The 17,712-nt window shown below is 72.2% G+C and carries 19 protein-coding genes; 5 read left to right on the top strand and 14 right to left on the bottom strand.

The features are described 5' to 3' along the window. Positions 1-68 precede the first annotated feature (68 nt). A complete protein-coding gene (locus DA06_RS02405) occupies positions 69-1,016 on the bottom strand; it encodes a hypothetical protein (RefSeq protein WP_418606800.1) in 948 nt (315 codons plus the stop codon). 112 nt (positions 1,017-1,128) lie between these two features. Between DA06_RS02405 and DA06_RS02400 the strand changes: the two genes are divergently transcribed. From DA06_RS02400 to argF, 3 genes are all read left to right on the top strand, one after another. Next, entirely contained in the window at positions 1,129-4,302 is a 3,174-nt protein-coding gene (locus DA06_RS02400) for a multicopper oxidase domain-containing protein (RefSeq protein ID WP_052436272.1), read from the top strand. Between the two features lie 167 nt (positions 4,303-4,469). Beyond that, complete coding sequence (locus DA06_RS02395; protein WP_052436271.1) at positions 4,470-5,735, top strand: arginine deiminase; 1,266 nt, start codon at positions 4,470-4,472, stop codon at positions 5,733-5,735. A gap of 59 nt (positions 5,736-5,794) precedes the next feature. Beyond that, positions 5,795-6,811 carry an ornithine carbamoyltransferase gene (gene argF / locus DA06_RS02390; RefSeq protein WP_043497017.1) on the top strand — a complete coding sequence of 339 codons (1,017 nt, stop codon included), beginning with the start codon at positions 5,795-5,797 and terminating at the stop codon, positions 6,809-6,811. Positions 6,812-6,896: 85 nt separating this feature from the next. Here the strand turns inward: argF and DA06_RS02385 are convergent, their stop codons facing one another. The 7 genes from DA06_RS02385 to DA06_RS02355 all read right to left on the bottom strand — a co-directional run bounded on the left by DA06_RS02385 (position 6,897) and on the right by DA06_RS02355 (position 11,282). Beyond that, on the bottom strand, positions 6,897-8,162 hold the full coding sequence (locus DA06_RS02385; RefSeq protein ID WP_043497016.1) for an argininosuccinate synthase: 1,266 nt from the start codon (positions 8,160-8,162) through the stop codon (positions 6,897-6,899). 91 nt (positions 8,163-8,253) lie between these two features. Continuing rightward, positions 8,254-8,853, bottom strand: a complete 600-nt coding sequence (locus tag DA06_RS02380; RefSeq protein ID WP_418606799.1) for an arginine repressor — start codon at positions 8,851-8,853, stop codon at positions 8,254-8,256. Further along, the gene (locus DA06_RS02375; protein WP_418606798.1) at positions 8,850-8,972 is read right to left on the bottom strand and encodes a hypothetical protein; all 123 of its coding nucleotides are present in this window, start codon (positions 8,970-8,972) and stop codon (positions 8,850-8,852) included. The genes DA06_RS02380 and DA06_RS02375 overlap by 4 nt, the downstream gene beginning before the upstream one ends. Before the next feature lie 99 nt (positions 8,973-9,071). Next, entirely contained in the window at positions 9,072-9,320 is a 249-nt protein-coding gene (locus DA06_RS02370; RefSeq protein ID WP_043497007.1) for a heavy-metal-associated domain-containing protein, read from the bottom strand. A gap of 32 nt (positions 9,321-9,352) precedes the next feature. Next, positions 9,353-9,634: a metal-sensitive transcriptional regulator gene (locus DA06_RS02365; RefSeq protein WP_043497005.1), complete on the bottom strand. Its 282-nt coding sequence runs from the start codon at positions 9,632-9,634 to the stop codon at positions 9,353-9,355. 129 nt (positions 9,635-9,763) lie between these two features. Beyond that, positions 9,764-10,417: a hypothetical protein gene (locus DA06_RS02360; protein WP_418606797.1), complete on the bottom strand. Its 654-nt coding sequence runs from the start codon at positions 10,415-10,417 to the stop codon at positions 9,764-9,766. Beyond that, the gene (locus DA06_RS02355) at positions 10,353-11,282 is read right to left on the bottom strand and encodes a hypothetical protein (protein WP_043497002.1); all 930 of its coding nucleotides are present in this window, start codon (positions 11,280-11,282) and stop codon (positions 10,353-10,355) included. Before DA06_RS02355 ends, DA06_RS02360 begins: the two co-directional genes overlap by 65 nt. A gap of 145 nt (positions 11,283-11,427) precedes the next feature. Here DA06_RS02355 and DA06_RS02350 point away from each other — a divergent pair, with 145 nt between their 5' ends. Beyond that, positions 11,428-12,363 carry a Ppx/GppA phosphatase family protein gene (locus tag DA06_RS02350; RefSeq protein WP_043497001.1) on the top strand — a complete coding sequence of 312 codons (936 nt, stop codon included), beginning with the start codon at positions 11,428-11,430 and terminating at the stop codon, positions 12,361-12,363. A gap of 4 nt (positions 12,364-12,367) precedes the next feature. Here the strand turns inward: DA06_RS02350 and DA06_RS02345 are convergent, their stop codons facing one another. From DA06_RS02345 to DA06_RS02320, 6 genes are all read right to left on the bottom strand, one after another. After that, positions 12,368-13,972 (bottom strand): Na+/H+ antiporter NhaC family protein, encoded by a 1,605-nt coding sequence (locus DA06_RS02345; RefSeq protein ID WP_043496999.1) that lies wholly within the window; start codon positions 13,970-13,972, stop codon positions 12,368-12,370. Between the two features lie 161 nt (positions 13,973-14,133). Next, positions 14,134-14,406: a hypothetical protein gene (locus tag DA06_RS02340; protein ID WP_418606796.1), complete on the bottom strand. Its 273-nt coding sequence runs from the start codon at positions 14,404-14,406 to the stop codon at positions 14,134-14,136. Further along, positions 14,403-15,404 (bottom strand): RNA polymerase sigma factor, encoded by a 1,002-nt coding sequence (locus tag DA06_RS02335; protein ID WP_418606795.1) that lies wholly within the window; start codon positions 15,402-15,404, stop codon positions 14,403-14,405. Before DA06_RS02335 ends, DA06_RS02340 begins: the two co-directional genes overlap by 4 nt. 37 nt (positions 15,405-15,441) lie before the next feature. Continuing rightward, positions 15,442-15,870 carry a YciI family protein gene (locus DA06_RS02330; RefSeq protein WP_418606794.1) on the bottom strand — a complete coding sequence of 143 codons (429 nt, stop codon included), beginning with the start codon at positions 15,868-15,870 and terminating at the stop codon, positions 15,442-15,444. Positions 15,871-16,054: 184 nt separating this feature from the next. Next, positions 16,055-16,534 (bottom strand): DedA family protein, encoded by a 480-nt coding sequence (locus DA06_RS02325; protein WP_418606793.1) that lies wholly within the window; start codon positions 16,532-16,534, stop codon positions 16,055-16,057. Then, positions 16,450-16,755, bottom strand: coding sequence for a DedA family protein (locus DA06_RS02320; protein WP_418606792.1), 306 nt, complete (start codon positions 16,753-16,755; stop codon positions 16,450-16,452). The genes DA06_RS02325 and DA06_RS02320 overlap by 85 nt, the downstream gene beginning before the upstream one ends. 142 nt (positions 16,756-16,897) lie before the next feature. Here DA06_RS02320 and DA06_RS02315 point away from each other — a divergent pair, with 142 nt between their 5' ends. Next, positions 16,898-17,698, top strand: coding sequence for an alpha/beta fold hydrolase (locus DA06_RS02315; protein WP_043496997.1), 801 nt, complete (start codon positions 16,898-16,900; stop codon positions 17,696-17,698). Positions 17,699-17,712: the final 14 nt, after the last annotated feature.

Raw genomic sequence — 17,712 nt, 5'->3', positions numbered from 1 at the left:
CCATTCCTGCCGTCGCCGGTACCGGCGACGGCTCACCGCCCGCGGCTGCGGGCGGAGGCGCCAGAGCGTCAAGCAGCGACCCTGCCGAGGACGACCCTGGCAGGTACGAGGACAAGGCCGCGAACGTCAGGGAGAAGCAGGAGAAGAAGGTCACCCAGACGGAGCGTGAGGCCGCCGCGGCCGAGGCGCTCCAGGACGGCGCGCTCAACCCGCTCATGGTCGACGTCGGCACCGCGGCGGTCGGCCCCGGTGACGTGCCGCGCTACTTCAGCCATCCCAACTACGCCAACAGCCCGCTGCCGACCGTCGAGGCGGACACCGTCCAGGTCGGCAACGACCTCGTCGACCGCGCCTACGCCTCGGACCATCCCGTCGGTGTGGGCGAGCTCGCACCCGTGCTCGTCATGGTTCCCGGCGAGCTGCCGGACGGCATGGTCCAGTCCTTCGAGACGTGGAACCAGGCGACGACGGGTGGCAGTCCGTTCGCATCCGCAGGCAACGTCTTCCACGCCTACGTGCTCAGACCGACGGGTGAGCCGAACCAGTACACCGTCGTCTTCGACAGCGGCCTGCTGACGGTGCCCGACCTCGCCGACCCGGCCGCGGGCGCCGTCGCCAGCTTCGGCGTCGCCAACCTCGCGGTGCAGGCAGGCGACCGGCTTGCCTTCTACGGGCAGGGCATTCCCGTCGACACCGGCGCCGGCGACGACATCCTGCACCACCCCGCTCCGGTGGCACCGCTGCAGGACTCGACCATCACGCTCGGCTCCGACGACTACCCGACCTACCCCGAGCAGCGCACGTACTCCTTCCGTGCCCAGGTGCTGGACCTGTCCGGTCAGAACGTGGTGGTCAAGGGCGGCATCCGCAAGTTCGTCGACACCCTGCCGATGGTGGGCGGGACGACGACGAACAACCTCGGCCAGGTCATCCCGGTGGCCGTCCCCGACACCACCACCTACCCGGGAACCGACTACTACGTCATCGAGCTCGGGGAGTACACCGAGCAGATGCACTCGGACCTGCCCGGGACGACGCTGCGCGGCTACCGGCAGGTCAACGCCCCCCGACGGCCCGACCCCGTACCACTACCTCGGCCCGGCCGTCGTGGCGCAGAAGGACAGGCCGGTGCGGATCCTGTTCCGCAACAGCCTGCCCACCGGGGCCGAGGGCAACCTCTTCCTGCCCGTCGACACCACCGTGATGGGTTCCGGGATGACCCCCGCCGGACACGAGGCGATGGAGCAGGACCCCACCGCCATCGACCCGCAGCGGCCCATGTGCAGCGAGCCCGGCAAGGAGACGATGGTGGCCCATGGCCACTGCTACCCCGAGAATCGGGCGACCCTGCATCTGCACGGCGGCATCACGCCGTGGATCTCCGACGGCACGCCGCACCAGTGGATCACCCCGGCCGGCGAGGACACCCCGTACCCGGAGGGCGTCAGCGTCGAGGACGTCCCCGACATGCCGGCGCCGGCCGAGGGCGAGCAGACATTCTTCTACACCAACGCCCAGAGCGCGCGGCTGATGTTCTACCACGACCACGCGTGGGGCATCACCCGTCTCAACGTCTACGCGGGCGAGGCTGCCCCGTACGTCATCACCGACGACACCGAGCAGGCACTGGTCGACTCCGGCGTCCTTCCCGGCGCCGACGACACCATCCCGCTGGTCATCCAGGACAAGACGTTCGTGCCCGGCCCCGAGCAGCTCGCGCAGCAGGACGAGACCTGGGACACCGCCCGGTGGGGCGGCGAGGGCAGCCTCTGGCTCCCCCACGTCTACTCCCCGGCGCAGAACCCCGGCGACCCCACGGGCGTCAACGCCTACGGCCGCTGGGCCTACGGCCCCTGGTTCTGGCCGCCGACGAACGATGTCACGCACGGGCCGATCGCCAACCCGTACCACGACCCGGAGGCCGACCCGGACGCCGGGTGGACCGAGCCGCCACTCATGCCCGGCGTGCCGTTCAACTCGATGGGGATGGAGTCCTTCATGGACACCCCGGTGGTCAACGGCACCGCGTACCCGACGCTCACCCTCGAGCCGAAGGCGTACCGGTTCCGCGTGCTCAACGCCGCCAACGACAGGTTCTTCAACCTCTCGCTCTACCAGGCCGTCGATGCCACCGGCGCGGTCTGCGACGCCGCCAACCTGGACCCGGTGCCCGAGAGCACCGGTGTGGCATGCACCGAGGTAGCGCTCAACCCGGACGAGGTTGCCGCTGCCGTGAGGGACACGACGGTCTTCCCGACGCCGGTCGCGGGCACCGAGGGACCGTCGTGGATCGACGTCGCGACGGAGGGCGGCTTCCTTCCTGCTCCCGTCGTCGTCCCCGCGCACCCGATCACGTGGGTGAACGACCCGACCGTCTTCAACGCCGGCAACGTCGACCAGCACTCGCTGCTGATCGCGCCGGCGGAGCGCCACGACGCCGTCGTCGACCTCTCGGCCTACGCCGGCCAGACGCTCATTCTCTACAACGACGCGCCCGCGGCCTTCCCGGCCCGCGACCCGCGGTACGACTACTACACGGGCAACGCCGACCTGCGTGACAGCGGCGGCGCTCCCTCGACCCTGCCGGGCTACGGGCCCAACACCCGCACCGTCATGCAGATCAAGGTCGAGGGCACCCCGGCTCCGGCGTTCGACCTCGACGCGCTCAATGCCGCCTTCGCCCACCGGGCGGACGGCACCGGCGTCTTCGAGTCCGGTCAGAAGCCGGTGATCGTCGGCCAGGGCGAGTACAACACCGCCTACGGCACCACGTTCGGGACGAACGGCCCGACCAACGGCACGGTGCAGATCTTCGACACCACGCTGACGTTCGACCGGCTCGCCGAAGACGACGCCGCCACGTCACCCGGCGCGCCGTTCCGCACGTCGACGGAGAGCGAGCGCATCACCGTTCCGCTGAAGCCGAAGATGATCCAGGACGAGATGGGTGAGGCCTTCGAGCACGACTACGGCCGCATGAGCGGCTACCTCGGGGTCGAGACCCCCAACGCGCAGGCCGGGCTGCAGAACATGATCCTGAGCCCGTACGTCTACCCGCCCACCGAGATCCTCGACGGAGTCGAGCTTCCCCAGGGCATGGAGGCCACCCCGCTGACGACGGCGGACGACGGCACGCAGATCTGGAAGTTCACGCACAACGGGGTGGACACCCACCCCATCCACTTCCACCTCTACGACGTCCAGCTCCTCAACCGCGTCGGCTGGGACGGCATCATCCGCAAGCCGGACCCGACCGAGCTGGGCTGGAAGGACACGGTGAGGATCAGCCCGCTGGAGGACACGATCGTCGCGCTGCGGCCGATCACCCCGCCGCTGCCGGACGAGAGCAGCGGGATCCCGACATGGGCCGAGTGGGCCGGCGGCCTGCCCAACAGCATCCGCCTGCTCGACCCCTCGATGCCGGAGGGCGCGATGCTCGCCGACACCACGGCACAGGAGGCGGCCGGGCTGCCGATCTTCGCCTTCAACCCCGACGGCGAGCCGGTCGACGTGGTCAACCACTACGTCAACTTCGGCTGGGAGTACGTGTACCACTGCCACATCCTCAGCCACGAGGAGATGGACATGATGCACGCGCAGGCGGTCGGCGTCGCCCCGCAGGCGCCCACCTTCGGCTCCGCCCCGACCGGGACCACCGGGAGCGGCAGGAACCGCGCGAACGTCGTCACGTGGGTGGACGAGTCACGCAACGAGACCGCCTTCGTCGTCCAACGCCGCGTGGCAGGTTCCGGGTCCGCGTGGACGACCATCGCAACGGTGCCCTCGGAGAAGCTGGACGCCGTGGGCTACACGCCGGGCACGGGCGCCGCGACCGGGACCCGGACGTACAACGACGTCATCGGCACCACCCGGATGGTGTACGAGTACAACGTGTACGCCGTCAACACGGTCGGCGACGTGTGGGACTACGCGGACCCGGCGCTCAACAACATCACGCCGGGTGGCGGGTTCCCGACCCTGGTCCTGGACAGCCGGGGCGAGTCCGCGACCTCCATCCCCGCCCCGACGGGGCTGACGGCCACCGCCGTCGTGAAGAACAAGAAGACCGCCTCCGCCACGCTGCGGTGGACCGACACGTCCACCACGGAGTCGGGCTTCCTGGTCCAGCGCGCAGACAACGCCGCGTTCTCGCTCGGCGTGCAGAACGCGACCGTGGCCGCCGGCACCACGACGTTCGTCCAGAGCGTCACGCCGGGCAGGACGTACTACTACCGCGTCCTGGCTTTCAACGACACCCACCAGTCGGCCTGGTCCAGCACCGCCTCGGTGACGACGCCGTGACGCGGCCGCGCTGAGGCACCCGCGGTCCCGGGGAACCAGCCGGTTCCCCGGGACCATTCCTCCGCGCGGACCGGCCCTGGTCCGCCGTCCCTCCGGACGCCGACGGCGCCTCCTCCCGCAGCATCCACCGGTTTCGTGAGACCGTTTGCCGCGGAGGGGAGCCACTCATGGACGAGACAACCGCGGTCGGGCCGCGCACGGCGGCGCCGGCCCGGCCCTACGTCGGCTCAGAGGTGGGACGCCTGCGGGAGGTGATCGTCCACCGCCCCGGCATCGAGCTGCTGCGCCTGACGCCGGAGAACATGGACGATCTGCTCTTCGACGACCTGGTCTGGGTCCGGCGCGCCCAGGAGGAGCACGACGAGCTGTGCGCGCTCCTCACCGGAGCCGGTGCCGACGTCCTCCAGCTGGCGGACCTGCTCCGCGAGACCGTCGCCGTGCCCGAGGCCCGCGCGTACGTGCTGGACCACGCGTTCGACGAGCGGCTGCACGGCCCCGCCGCCGCTCCCCTGCTGCGGGCCGCCGCGGAGGCGCTGGACGCGGCCGACCTCTCCGAGCTCCTGATCGGCGGACTCACCAAGCGCGAGCTGCTCGAGCGGACGGACGAGCCGCACTCGCTCGTGATGCACACGCTGGGGGCGGACGACCTGGTGCTCGCCCCGCTCCCCAACCACCTGTTCACCCGCGACACGTCCTGCTGGATCTACGACGGCGTGGCGGTGAACTCCATGCGCATGCCGGTGCGCATGCGCGAGTCGGTCACCTACGAGGCGATCTACCGGTGGCACCCGCGGTTCGCCGCCGGCAGCCACCACCGCTGGTCGGACGGCCAGGACGACGGCGCAGCCTCCGTCGAGGGCGGCGACGTCCTGGTCCTGGGAGGCGGCGCCGTCCTGGTGGGCATGTCCGAACGGACCACCCCGCAGGGCGTCGAGCGCCTCGCGACGCGCCTGTTCGCCACCGGCTCTGCCGACCGCGTGCTCGCGCTCGCCATGCCGAAGGCGCGCGTCTTCATGCACCTCGACACGGTCATGACGATGGTCGACGAGCGTTCCTTCATCAAGTACGCCGGACTCGGAATGCTCCCCTCCTACACGATCACCCCGGGGTCGGACCCCGTCGACCTGCAGGTCGCCGACCACCCGGCCGAGCGGATGCACGACGCCCTCGCCGACACGCTCGGCCTCGGAGACGTCCGGATCCTCACCGCCGAGCAGGACGTCCACTCCGCCGCCCGCGAGCAGTGGGACGACGGCTGCAACGCCCTTGCGGTGGCCCCGGGCGTCGTCGTCACGTACGACCGCACGACGACCTCCAACGCCTACCTGCGAGAGTCCGGGATCGAGGTGCTCACCATGCCGGGCGCCGAGCTGGGCCGCGGACGCGGCGGCCCGCGCTGCCTCACCTGCCCTACGATCCGGGACGGGATCTGAGCGCGTTCCGCGGAGGGAGTCGGGGCGGGAGGCGGTCCCGGAGACGAAAGGGTGAGTGCGTGACCATCGACCTGCGCGGACGCAGTTTTCTCAAGGAGCTGGACTTCACCAGCGAGGAGTGGCGTCATCTGCTCGACCTCGCCGCGCAGCTCAAGGCGGAGAAGAAGGCCCGCACGGAGACCGCGCGCCTGGCCGGCCGCAACATCGCCCTGATCTTCGAGAAGACCTCCACCCGTACCCGGACCGCCTTCGAGGTGGCGGCGTACGACCAGGGCGCGCACGTGACCTACCTGGACCCGGCGGGTTCGCAGATCGGGCACAAGGAGTCGTTCAAGGACACCGCACGGGTGCTGGGCCGGTTCTTCGACGGCATCGAGTACCGGGGCGCCCGGCAGGCCGACGTGGAGACCCTCGCCGAGTACGCCGGCGTGCCGGTCTTCAACGGGCTGACCGACGAGTGGCACCCCACCCAGATGCTCGCCGACGGTCTGACCATGCGCGAGCACGCGCCGGTCGTGGACGGGCGCCCCAAGCCGGAGCCCGAGATCGTCCACGCCTACGTGGGTGACGCCCGCAACAACACCGCCCACTCGACCCTCGTGGCCGGGGCGCTGCTGGGCATGGACGTGCGGCTCGTCGCGCCGGCCGGGCTGCAGCCGGCGCCGGAGGTCGTGGCCGAGGCGGAGAAGGTCGCGAGCCGTACCGGGGCCCGCATCCTCGTGACCGACGACGTCGCCACCGGGGTCAGCGGCGCGGACTTCGTCTCCACGGACGTGTGGGTCTCCATGGGCGAGAAGAAGGAGGCCTGGGACGAGCGGATCGCGCTGCTGCGCGACTACCAGGTGAACGCCGACCTCATGGCGGCCACCGGCAACCCCGACGTGCGCTTCATGCACTGCCTGCCGGCGTTCCACGACCTCGGCACCACGGTGGGCCGCGAGATCTACGAGCGCACCGGCATGGACGCCCTCGAGGTCACCGACGAGGTCTTCGAGTCGCCCGCGTCCGTGGTCTTCGACCAGGCCGAGAACCGGATGCACACCATCAAGGCGGTGCTGGTCGCGGCCCTGGGCTGACCACGGAGCAGCAGGCCGCTCACCGACACGTGAACGGGGCAGCGGCACCCGCAGGTGCCGCCGCCCCCGTTCGGTCGTCGGAGGCTCAGGCGCTGAGGTTCGCCGGCGCGCTGAGGTCCACGCCGTTGCCGAAGGACACGTCCCGGGCGGCCGCCAGCTTCGACGTCATGCCGTAGATCTCGATGAAGCCGCGCGAGTGCGACTGGTCGAACGCGTCGCCGGTGTCGTAGGTGGCGAGGTTGAAGTCGTACAGGCTCTGCTCCGAGCGCCGTCCGGTGACCGTCGCGCGGCCGCCGTGCAGCACCATGCGGATGTCGCCGGAGACGTAGCGCTGGGTGTCGTCGACGAAGACGTCGAGGGAGTGCTTGAGCGGCGAGAACCACTGGCCGTCGTAGACCAGCTCGGTCCAGCGCTGGCCGACGCCCCGCTTGAACCGGGCCTGCTCGCGCTCGACGGTCACGTTCTCCAGCTCCTTGTGCGCGGCGATCAGCGCCATGGCGCCGGGAGCCTCGTAGACCTCACGGGACTTGATGCCCACCAGCCGGTCCTCGACGATGTCGATGCGGCCCACGCCCTGTGCGCCGGCGCGGCGGTTCATCTCCTGGATCGCCTGCAGCGGGGTGACGGCGTGGCCGTCGATCGCCACCGGCACGCCCTCCTTGAAGGTGATGACCACCTCGTCCGGAAGCGGCGGGTAGGTCGGGTCGTCCGAGTAGCTGTAGACGTCCTTGGTGGGCTCGTTCCAGATGTCCTCGAGGAAGCCTGTCTCGATCGCGCGGCCCCAGACGTTCTGGTCGATGGAGAACGGGTTGTTCTTCGTCGTCTCGATGGGCAGGTTGTGGGTCTCGGCGTACTCGATGGCGACGTCGCGGGTCAGGGCGAGGTCGCGAACCGGCGCGAGGCACTTCAGGTCCGGCGCGAGGGAGGTGATGCCCACCTCGAAGCGGACCTGGTCGTTGCCCTTGCCCGTGCAGCCGTGGGCCACGGTGGTGGCGCCGAACTGGCGGGCGGCCCGCACGAGGTGCTTGACGATGACCGGGCGGGAGAGCGCGGAGACCAGCGGGTAGGCGTCCATGTACAGCGCGTTCGCCTTCAGCGCCGGCATGCAGTACTCGGTGGCGAACTCCTCGCGGGCGTCGGCCACGTACGCCTCCACGGCGCCGCAGTCGAGGGCACGCTGGCGGATGACCTCGAGGTCCTCCCCGCCCTGGCCGACGTCGACCGCGACGGCGATGACCTCGGCCCCGGTTCGCTCGCCGATCCAGCCGATCGCGACCGAGGTGTCCAGACCGCCCGAGTAGGCCAGGACGATCCGCTCCTTGCCGGACGTGGTGGTGGTGTTCTCGCTCATGGTCTCTCCTGGTTCTGTCGCGGGGTACCGCGGGGCTGGTCGTGCGGCGCGGGGAAAGCGCCTGTGGTGGTGCGGGGCCGGGCCCCGCCGGTCAGGTCTGGTCTGGGTAGCCCGGTCCGGTTCCGGGCCGGCTTCGCCCGCGGGTGGCGAGGTCGAGGAGCCGTGCGGTGAGGGCCTGGGCGCCGGCGGTGTCGCGGACGATCACCAGGACGGTGTCGTCCCCGGCGATGCAGCCGAGGACGCCGGGCAGCACGGAGTGGTCGATCGCGGACGCCAGCAGCTGGGCCGCGCCCGGCGGCGTGCGCAGCACCACCTGGTTCGCGGTGGTGTCGGCGCTGACGAGCACCTCTGCGCACCAGCGCTGCAGCCGGGCGGCGATCTGCTCGGCGTCCTCCGCCACGACGGGTGAGCGGGACCCGCCCTCGAGCGGCAGCGCGTAGACCTGCTCGCCGCCCTGGCCCCGGACCTTCTGGGCACGCAGCTCGTCGAGGTCGCGGGACAGCGTGGCCTGTGTCGTCTGCACGCCCCGTGCCGCGAGCGCGTCGCGGAGCTCCGACTGGGACCGCACCGCGTGGCGGGTGAGGATCTGGGCGATCATCGCGTGCCGCGCCGCCTTGGTCGGGGCGACGGCGGAGCCCGCCTCGGCCGGGGACGCGACAGCCGGCGTGCCGACCCCCTCGGCGCTGCTCACGCCGACACCGCCGGCCGTGCCGCGGCGAGCGCCGCCGGCAGCGCGTCGACGAACGTGGAAGCCTGCTCGGTCGTCGGTCGACGGCGCCCGGCCGGCCTGTCGCCGGCCGGGGCCGTCACGGGTGGGCGCCGGCGGCGCCTGCGGGTTGTGGGGGGCCGAGCAGCCGCAGGAGCGCGGTGCGCGGTGCGTCGTCGGGGACGCGCCAGGAAGCGGGTGTCTCAGGCGTCGCGGCGAATACCGGTCACGGCGTAGCCGGCCTCGTCCACGGCCGCCCGGATCGCGTCGTCCTCGAGCACGACGTCGGAGACGACCGTGACGGGGGAGACGCCGCCGGCGTTGAGCTGGACGGAGACGTTCTTGACGGCCGGCAGGGCCTCGAGCTCGTTGGTCACGTGCTGCACGCAGTGGCCGCACGTCATGCCCTGGACGTCGACGACGGTGGTGCGGTCGATCTCGGTGGTGCTCATGGGGTTCTCCTCAAGTTCGTTCGGCAGGCCGGTCAGGATCGGACGAGTCGGGCGATGGCCGCGCTGGCCTCCGCGACCTTCTCCTGGCCCTCCTCGTCGGAGGACCTGGCCGCCTCGACGACGCAGTGGCCGAGGTGGTCCTCGACCAGGCCGATGCCGACCGCCTGCAGCGCCTTGGTGACCGCGGAGATCTGGGTGAGCACGTCGATGCAGTACGTGTCCTCGTCGACCATGCGCGCGATGCCGCGGACCTGGCCCTCGATGCGACGCAGCCGCCGGGCGTAGTCGTCCTTGGTGCCGCTGTAGCCGGCCATGGCGCCCTCCCGTCACTGTGCGCCGGCCCGGTGGCCGACGCCCACGGGAAACCGTACCCCCAGGGGGTATGGCTGTCGACGTGACCTTGGTCCCTGTGCTGGTGCGGCGCGGGTCACGCCGCCGGTGGGTCACTCCCCCGAACGGTCGCCTTCGCCGGACGCCGCGTCCTCCGCCAGCCGCTCGCGCAGCCATTCAGGGGTGTGCTCGTCGTCGCGCGGGTAGCGGCGCAGGTCGGCGGCGTACTGGCCCGGCTCGAGCGGCTTGGACCACTTCTGCTCGTGCGTGTAGTCGAGGTTCAGGCTCAGCTTCCCGCTCGGCTCGAGCGTGACCAGAGCGGCGAACCACGTGCCCTTGCCGGGCTGGAAGCTGGACTGCCGCATCTCCGCGAGGGCCCTGCCGACGTCGTTCGGCAGCCCCGGCAGCCCGGTCTCCTTGCCGTCCTCGTCGGTCGCGGCGGCGAGCAGCTCACCGCGGGTGCCGACCATCCGGCACAGCACCCGCGCCCGGGTCCAGCCCGTCGGGGCCACGGAGACCAGTCCCTGGGCGATCCGCTGCAGGTGCGCGGCGTGCCTGCCCAACGGGTTGGCCGCGGCGTCCGCGCCCGCCGCACCGGCGGAGACCACCGGCCGGCCCACGGTCGGGACCCCCCCCGACGCCCGGCGGGCGGGCGCCGTCGTCGTGGCGGACTCCTGCGACCTCATCTTCTCGAGCTGCCCCTCACGTGCCCACCCGCGCGGCACCCGCTGCGCGTAGACCACGTCGGTCAGGGCGGACAGCGCCACGGTCGTCTCGTACACGCCGGGGGTCGAGCTTGTCCATGTGGAGGCGCTCGGCGACGTCGGCGTCGTGGGCCAGGGAGGCGATGCGGCAGAACTGCTCGCCCTCCTTGTTCGGTCCCTGGTCGACGATGCGCACGGGAATGCCGTGCCAGCGGGCGCTGGCGTGGATCTCGAAGAGCTCGGTGGCCTCCGCGGCGGGGATCTTGCGCGCGAACATGCCCGCCTCGGTCCGGGTGAACCCCTGCTGCTCGGCGTCCGGTGAGGGGCTCACGAGGGTCAGCACCGTCGGGTTGCCGGACTCGTCGGTGGTGACGTCCGCCGCGAACGTGCCGACGTCGATCTTCGCCACGTGGCCCACGTACTTCGAGGGCAGGATCGCGTGGAAGCTGTCGCCGTCGAGGTGGTTCTGCCACCCGAACGCCACGCCGTGGTAGGTGCCGACCAGCTCCGGCTCGTCCGCGCCCGGCGTGAACCGCCACAGCCGGGCGCCCGGCGTCAGGCGGGTGTGCTCCACCCAGGAGAGGGGGACCACGATATCGCCCGTGCTGGTGAAGCCGGTGCCGGCGAACGGCGGCCGCTCGAGGAAGTGACCACCGGTCCGGCGACGGTCCTCCTCGTCCTGCCCGCCCGTCGCAGGGAGGACCACCGCGGTCGGGGAGACCGGCAGGTGGAGGACGTCGATGGGGGCGTCGGGCGAGAACGGGGTGCCGGCGAAGCCCAGCCCGTGGAGCTCGAAGAGCCCGGCCGTCGAGGTCACGGAGGCGGCGTCCGCCGCCGGCACCACGTAGCCGGCGACCCGGTCGAGGCCGCGCTCGAGGTACGCGGCGGACATCTGTGGGGTGATCGCCTTCTGCAGGATGGTGGCCATGAGGTCTCCGGTCGGGTGTGGTGCTCACCACGACAATAGGTGCTGCCACCGCCGGGGGGCGGAACCGCTCCGGGAGCCGGACCGACTCCGGACGCCGGGACACCTCGCCAGGGCGTTCCCGTCCCGGCGCCGTACCGTAGGCGCCATGCGACTGGGCGTCCTGGACATCGGCTCGAACACCGTCCACCTCCTCGTCGTCGACGCCGTGCCCGACGCCCGGCCCGATCCCGCCGCCGACGAGGGCAGCACCGTGCGGCTCATGCGCTACCTCGACGACGACGGCGCCATCACCGAGGAGGGCGTCGCGACCCTGGGGGCCGCCGTCGGGAAGGCCGTGAAGGCCGCCGGCAGGTTCGGGGTCGACGAGGTGGTCGGGATCGCCACCTCCGCGATCCGCGAGGCGGCCAACGGCCCGGAGGTCCTCGCCCACCTCTCGGACCTGGCCGGGGTGGAGCTGCAGGTCCTCAGCGGCCGGGAGGAGGCGGAGCTGACCTTCCTCGCCGCCAGGCGCTGGCACGGGTGGGCGGCAGGACGGCTGCTCCTCCTCGACATCGGCGGCGGCTCCCTCGAGATCGCCACCGGCCTCGACGAGCGGCCGGACTACGCGGTGTCGGTCCCGCTCGGGGCCGGCCGCCTCACCCGCCAGTTCCTGCGCTCCGACCCGCCCACGGAGCATGAGGTCCGCGAGGCCAAGAGCTACGCCAAGAAGGTGCTCGCCGCGGTCGCGAAGGACCTCGCGAAGCTGCCGGCGCCGGACCACGTGGTGGCGACGTCGAAGACCTTCCGCTCCCTCGCGCGCCTGGCGGGCCAGCAGGTCGCCGTCGTCGGCCCGGAGGAACGACGGCGGATGCGGCTCGCCGACCTGGCCGACTGGACGCCCCGGCTCGCCAAGATCCCCGCCGAGCAGCGCATGGAGCTGCCGGGGATCACCCCCGAGCGCACGTACCAGATCGTCGGCGGGGCGATCGTGGCGCAGCGGGCGATGAAGTCGCTCGGGATCGACGAGCTCGAGATCTGCCCCTGGGCGCTGCGCGAGGGCGTCATCCTGCGCCGGCTGGACCAGCTGGCGCCGACCGCGTAGGCCCTCAGACGGCCGCGACCTCGTACGCCGGCACCTCCTCCTCGGCGGGGCGACGGCGGCTCCGCGCCCAGGCCAGGACGCCGGCGAGCACGAGCATGGTCACCGCCAGCCCGCCCCAGGCGCTCGACGTCAGCGCCAGCGTCACGTAGCCCGCCAGGGAGGCGCCGGCACCGAGCAGCGCGTAGGGCAGCTGCGTCATCACGTGGTCGATGTGGTTCGCGCCCGCCCCGGTGGAGGACAGGATCGTCGTGTCCGAGATCGGTGAGCAGTGGTCGCCGAACACCGAGCCGGCGAGCACCGCCGCGAGCGCCGGGACGACGAGCGCGGGTTCGTCGACGCCGGTCATGACCTGGCCCGCGATGGGCAGCAGGATGCCGAACGAGCCCCACGAGGTTCCGGTCGCGAACGCCATGGCGCCGGCGACGACGAACATGATGGGCACGAGCCAGTGCGGGGCGAGGGACGTCGCCTGTACGAGGTCCGCGAGGTACCGTCCGGTGCCGAGCTGGTCGATGAGGCCCACCAGCATCCAGGCGAGCACGAGGATGTAGATCGCGGGGAGCATCGAGCGCATGCCCTGGGTCCAGCCGTCGCGGAACGTGCCGAACCCGAACCGCTCGTTGCGGCGCGTGTCCTTGAGGTACAGCGCCAGCGTGACGACGAGGCCGAGCAGTCCGCCGGCCACCAGCGACTCGGTCACCAGCGTGGCGGCGAAGATGTCCATGAGGTTCCAGGAGCCGGACTCGGTGTGCCCCGTCCACACGATCGCGCCCACCACGCCGACGACGAGCGCGAGGAACGGCAGCACCAGGGCGCTGATCGAGCCCGGCCGGTGCTCCGGCAGCTCCTTGGCCAGCTCGCCCGCCACCTTCTTCCCGGGGGCGTACGGCGCGCCGTCGGTGAGCGTGCGCAGCTCCTCCTTGCGCATGGGGCCGAGGTCGACGCGCAGCAGGACGGTCGCGAGCACCAGCGCGAGGGCGGCCCAGGCGTAGTAGTTCATGGGGATGGTCGCGAGGAAGGCCTCGAAGGCCGTCACGTCCACCAGCCCGGCGGCGGCGACGATCGGCGCCATGATCCCGATGATGCTCGCGCCCCAGCTGGAGAACGGGGCGACCACGCACACCGGGGCGGACGTGGAGTCGATGATGTAGCTCAGCTTCGCCCGCGAGACCCGGTGCCGGTCCGTGAGCGGCTTGGCGATCTGCCCGACGGCGAGCGCGTTGAAGTAGTCGTCGATGAAGATCACGACGCCGAGCACCGCGGCGAGCAGCTGAGACCCGCGCCGGCTGCCGACCCGCTCCGCCGCCCACCGGCCGAAGGCGCGGCTGCCGCCGGACATCATGATGAACGCCGCGATGACGCCGAGCATCAGCAGGAACAGCACGATGTAGAGGTTGGAGGTGTTCGGGGCGCCGTCGGACCAGACGATCCCGGCGAACGCCTGCCACACCAGCCGCGCGGCGGCGAGCGGGTTCCCGCCCGCGACCACCAGCGCCGCGCTGACCACCCCGACGCCGAGGCTGAGCAGCACCTTCTTGGTGAGGACCACCATGAGGATCGCGAGCAGCGGCGGGACGAGCGACAGGAACGTCGGGTCGGTCTGCGGCATGGGCTTCGGTCCCCCGTGGGTCGGGCGCGCGAGCGCGCTGCGCGGAATGGCGACAGGCCAGGGTAGGCAAGCCGTCCGCGGTGAGGGGAGGGCCGACGGCGAAAGGCGCCAGATCTCACATGCGGCGCCGGAAACCCTGGGGGAGTGGCGGCGTCCCGCTCCTACGTGCTCTCCGCGTCCCGCTCGGACGTGGCGCTCGCGGCGTCCCGCCGGGCGACGATGTGCCGCCGCTCGGCGTCGTTGGCGCACCGGGCGGCGGCATCGTCCAGCGCCCTGACCGCCTCCCCCGCCCGTCCCAGCCGCAGCAGCAGCTCGCCCCGCACCAGAGCCACCCGGTGGTTCGCGGGCAGAGCGTCCTCGAGGCCGTCGAGCAGTGCGAGCCCTGCCGCCGGGCCCTCCGCCTCCGCCACGGCGACCGCCCGGTTGAGTCTCACCACCGGAGAGCCGGTGAGCGCCTCGAGGTCGGCGTAGGTGCGGGCGATCGACTCCCAGTCGGTGTCCGACACCCGCGCCGCCCGCGCGTGCTCCGCAGCGACGAGCGCCTGCAGCCGGTACTCCTCCGCGCGGCCGGACGACGGCGGAACGCTCGCCAGCAGCCGGAGCCCCGCCCGGATCTCGTTGCCGTGCCAGCGCCGGCGGTCCTGTTCGGGCAGGACCACCAGCGTCCGCCGTCGTCCGTGCGGGCGTCGCGGCGGGCGTGCTGGAGCACCATCAGCGCGAGCAGGGCCCGGACCACGGGCCGCCCGGGCAGCAGCTCGTCCAGCAGCCGGCCCAGCCGGACCGCCTCCCCGGCGAGAGCGACCCGCACCGCGTCCGGTCCCTCCCCGGGCGCGTACCCCGCCGTGAAGACCAGGTAGAGGACGGCGGCGACGACGTCGAGCCGTTCGTCCAGCCGGTCCGGGGCCGGCACGGCGAACGGGACGCGGGCGCCGACGATCTTCTTCTTCGCCCGGGTCAGGCGGGCCGCCATGGTGGCCTCCGGGACGAGGAGCAGCCGGGCGATCTCCCGGGTCGGCACACCGAGGACGAACCGGAGCGTGAGCGCCGCCCGGACGTCCGGCGCGAGGGAAGGGTGGCAGCACGTGAAGATCAGACGCAGGCGTTCGTCGGGGATGTGCCCCTCGTCGTCGGGGCCGGCCACGGGAACCTCCTCGCCCATCGCGAGCAGCGGCGCCTTGCGCGCGGCGACCGCCTCGGTGCGCAGGCGGTCGAGGCACCGGCGCCGGGCCGTGATGCGGAGCCAGGCGGCCGGGTCGGTGGGGGCGCCGTCGGTCGGCCACCGGCGGGCCGCCTCCGCGAAGGCGTCGGCCACGGCGTCCTCGACGAGGTCCATCCGGCGGAACTGTGCGAGCAGCACGGCCACCAGGCGGCCCCAGTGCTCGAGCCAGGCTCGCTCGAGGACCTCCTCGGTCACGTCCGGGCGGGGAGCCACCGGACCAGCTCGCCCCGCCCGCGGTGCGCTGCCGACCTCATCCGGCAGCCTCCTGCGGGGCGTGCTCCGGCGCGACCGCGCCTCCCGCGGCGGGAGCATAGGTGGCGCCCAGGTCCTCCGTCGCGGTGACCGTCGGGCGGACCTCCACCGGCTCGCCGTCGGAGATGATCCCGAGGAGCCGGAGCAGGTCTGGCAGGTCGTCGCTCTCGACGAGGTAGTAGCCGCCGAGCTGCTCCACCGTCTCGGCGTACGGGCCCTCGCTGATGCTCACGCCGTCCCGGGTCCCGCGCACGACGGTCGCCTTGGCGGCGACGTCCAGCTCCGCACCTCCGGTGATGCGGTGGCCGCGCTCGGCCGCGAGCCGGGAGAACTCCTCGTGCAGGTCGTACGCCCGGCGTCGGGTGGCCTCGTCCGCCTCCGCCCACCGCCGCTCGTCACCGTGCAGCAGCACCATGTACTCGGTCATCGTTCCGCTCCTTCGTCGTGCGGCCGCCGCGGCCGGGAGGAAGTTCCTCCGTCAGCATGACGGGCGAGGGGGCTCGGAATCGACACCAGGGGGCGGAGAGTTTCGAGGAGATCCGCGGCCACGCCCCGGCCGGCGGGGGAGGCGCCGGTCCCGGACGGCAGACGCCTGCCGGGCCTCGCCCGCCTCAGGCGGGGTCGGTCTCGTCCGCCGGCGTGGAACCCTGCCCGGCGCGGTGCTCCACGCGCATGGCGCGCACCCGGGAGACGACGAACCAGGCGAGGAGGAGGATGACGGCGACGATGACGATCTTGGAGAAGACGCCGACGTACTGCTCGACGATGTGCCAGTTCTCGCCGAGGGCGTAGCCGGCGACGATGAGCACGGTGTTCCAGATCAGCGACCCCGCCAGCGTGAGCACCGTGAACAGCCAGACCGGCATGCGGGTGACGCCGGCGGGGATCGAGATGAGTGACCGGAAGATCGGGATCATCCGGCCCAGGAACACGGTGCCCTTGCCGTGCTTGTGGAACCACGCCTCGGTCTTGTCGACGTCCTCGATCTTGATCAGCGGCAGCCAGTTCATGATGGCGCGGGTGCGCTCGCGGCCGAGCAGCGCGCCGATGCCGTAGAGCACCCAGGCGCGACGACGGAGCCGCCGGTGCACCACGCGATCACCTCGATCAGGCCGAGGCTTCCCTGTGAGGCGGTGAACCCGGCAAGGGGCAGGATCACCTCGCTGGGCAGCGGCGGGAAGAGGTTCTCCAGCCCGATGAGGAGCGCCGCGCCGAAGCCGCCGAGGGTCTCCATGACGCTCACCGCCCACGCGGCGATGCCGGTCAGGGGGGCGTCCGAGGCGGTCTGGGCGGACAGCAGCACAGGGTTCACGGGAGACCACGGTACGGGGACCCTCCGCCGGGCGCGTCCGACGGTGGTGTGAGCCCGCACATCCCGGGGGTTGACCTCGGAGCAGGCACCGCTCAACCTGGAGGGCGACGGACGCCGTGGTCCTGCCGCTCGTGGAGACGTGATGACACGCATCGGAGACATCTGGGTCGAGCACCACGGGGAAGGTCCCGCCGTCCTGCTCCTCGGCGGCCTCGGGGACACGGTCGAGTCCTGGCAGCTCCAGCTCGACGCCCTCGCGGACCGCTACCACCTCATCGCGCCGGACAACCGCGGGGCCGGCCGGTCCGGGCCCCTGGACGACGGCATGACGATGGCCACGATGGCCGACGACGCCGCCGAGGTGCTCCGGGCGCTGGACGTCCCGGCCGCTCACGTCGCCGGGTTCTCCGGGGGCAGTCTCGTCGCCCAGGAGCTCGCGATCCGGCACCCGGACGTGGTCCGCAGCCTCGTCCTGCTGAGCACGTGGGCGCGCGCCGACGCGTACCTCCGTGCCGTGTTCGGCTCCTGGCGCCTGTTCGTCGCGGGCGCGCCGGACGAGCGCACCTTCCTCGAGGCGTTCTACGTCTGGGTCTACACGCCACGCGCCCACGCGGACGGGACGGTCGCGCGCTTCGTCGAGGAGGTCATGGCCTTCCCGCACAAGCAGTCGGACGAGCAGTTCCTCCGGCAGCTCCACGCCCTCGTGACGTTCGACAGCACCGACCGGCTGGCCGCCATCTCCGCGCCGACGCTGGTGCTGGCCGGAGGCAGCGACATCATGGTCCGCGCCGACCACGGAAGGGCCGTCGCCGAGGCCATCCCCGCAGCATCCTTCGAACTTCTGCCGGGGGAGGCCCATCAGCCGTTCCAGGAGGTCCCCGACCTGTTCAACGCGCGCGTGGACGCCTTCTGGCGAGGTGTGCCAGACTCCTCGCCCACCTGACCGGAGGAGGCCCA

It is taken from the genome of Georgenia sp. SUBG003 (genome assembly GCF_000715355.2).
Classification (GTDB): Bacteria; Actinomycetota; Actinomycetes; order Actinomycetales; family Actinomycetaceae; genus Georgenia.
Note: the sequence above shows the minus strand (reverse complement) of the source record. Positions and strands in the feature narration are given on the sequence as shown.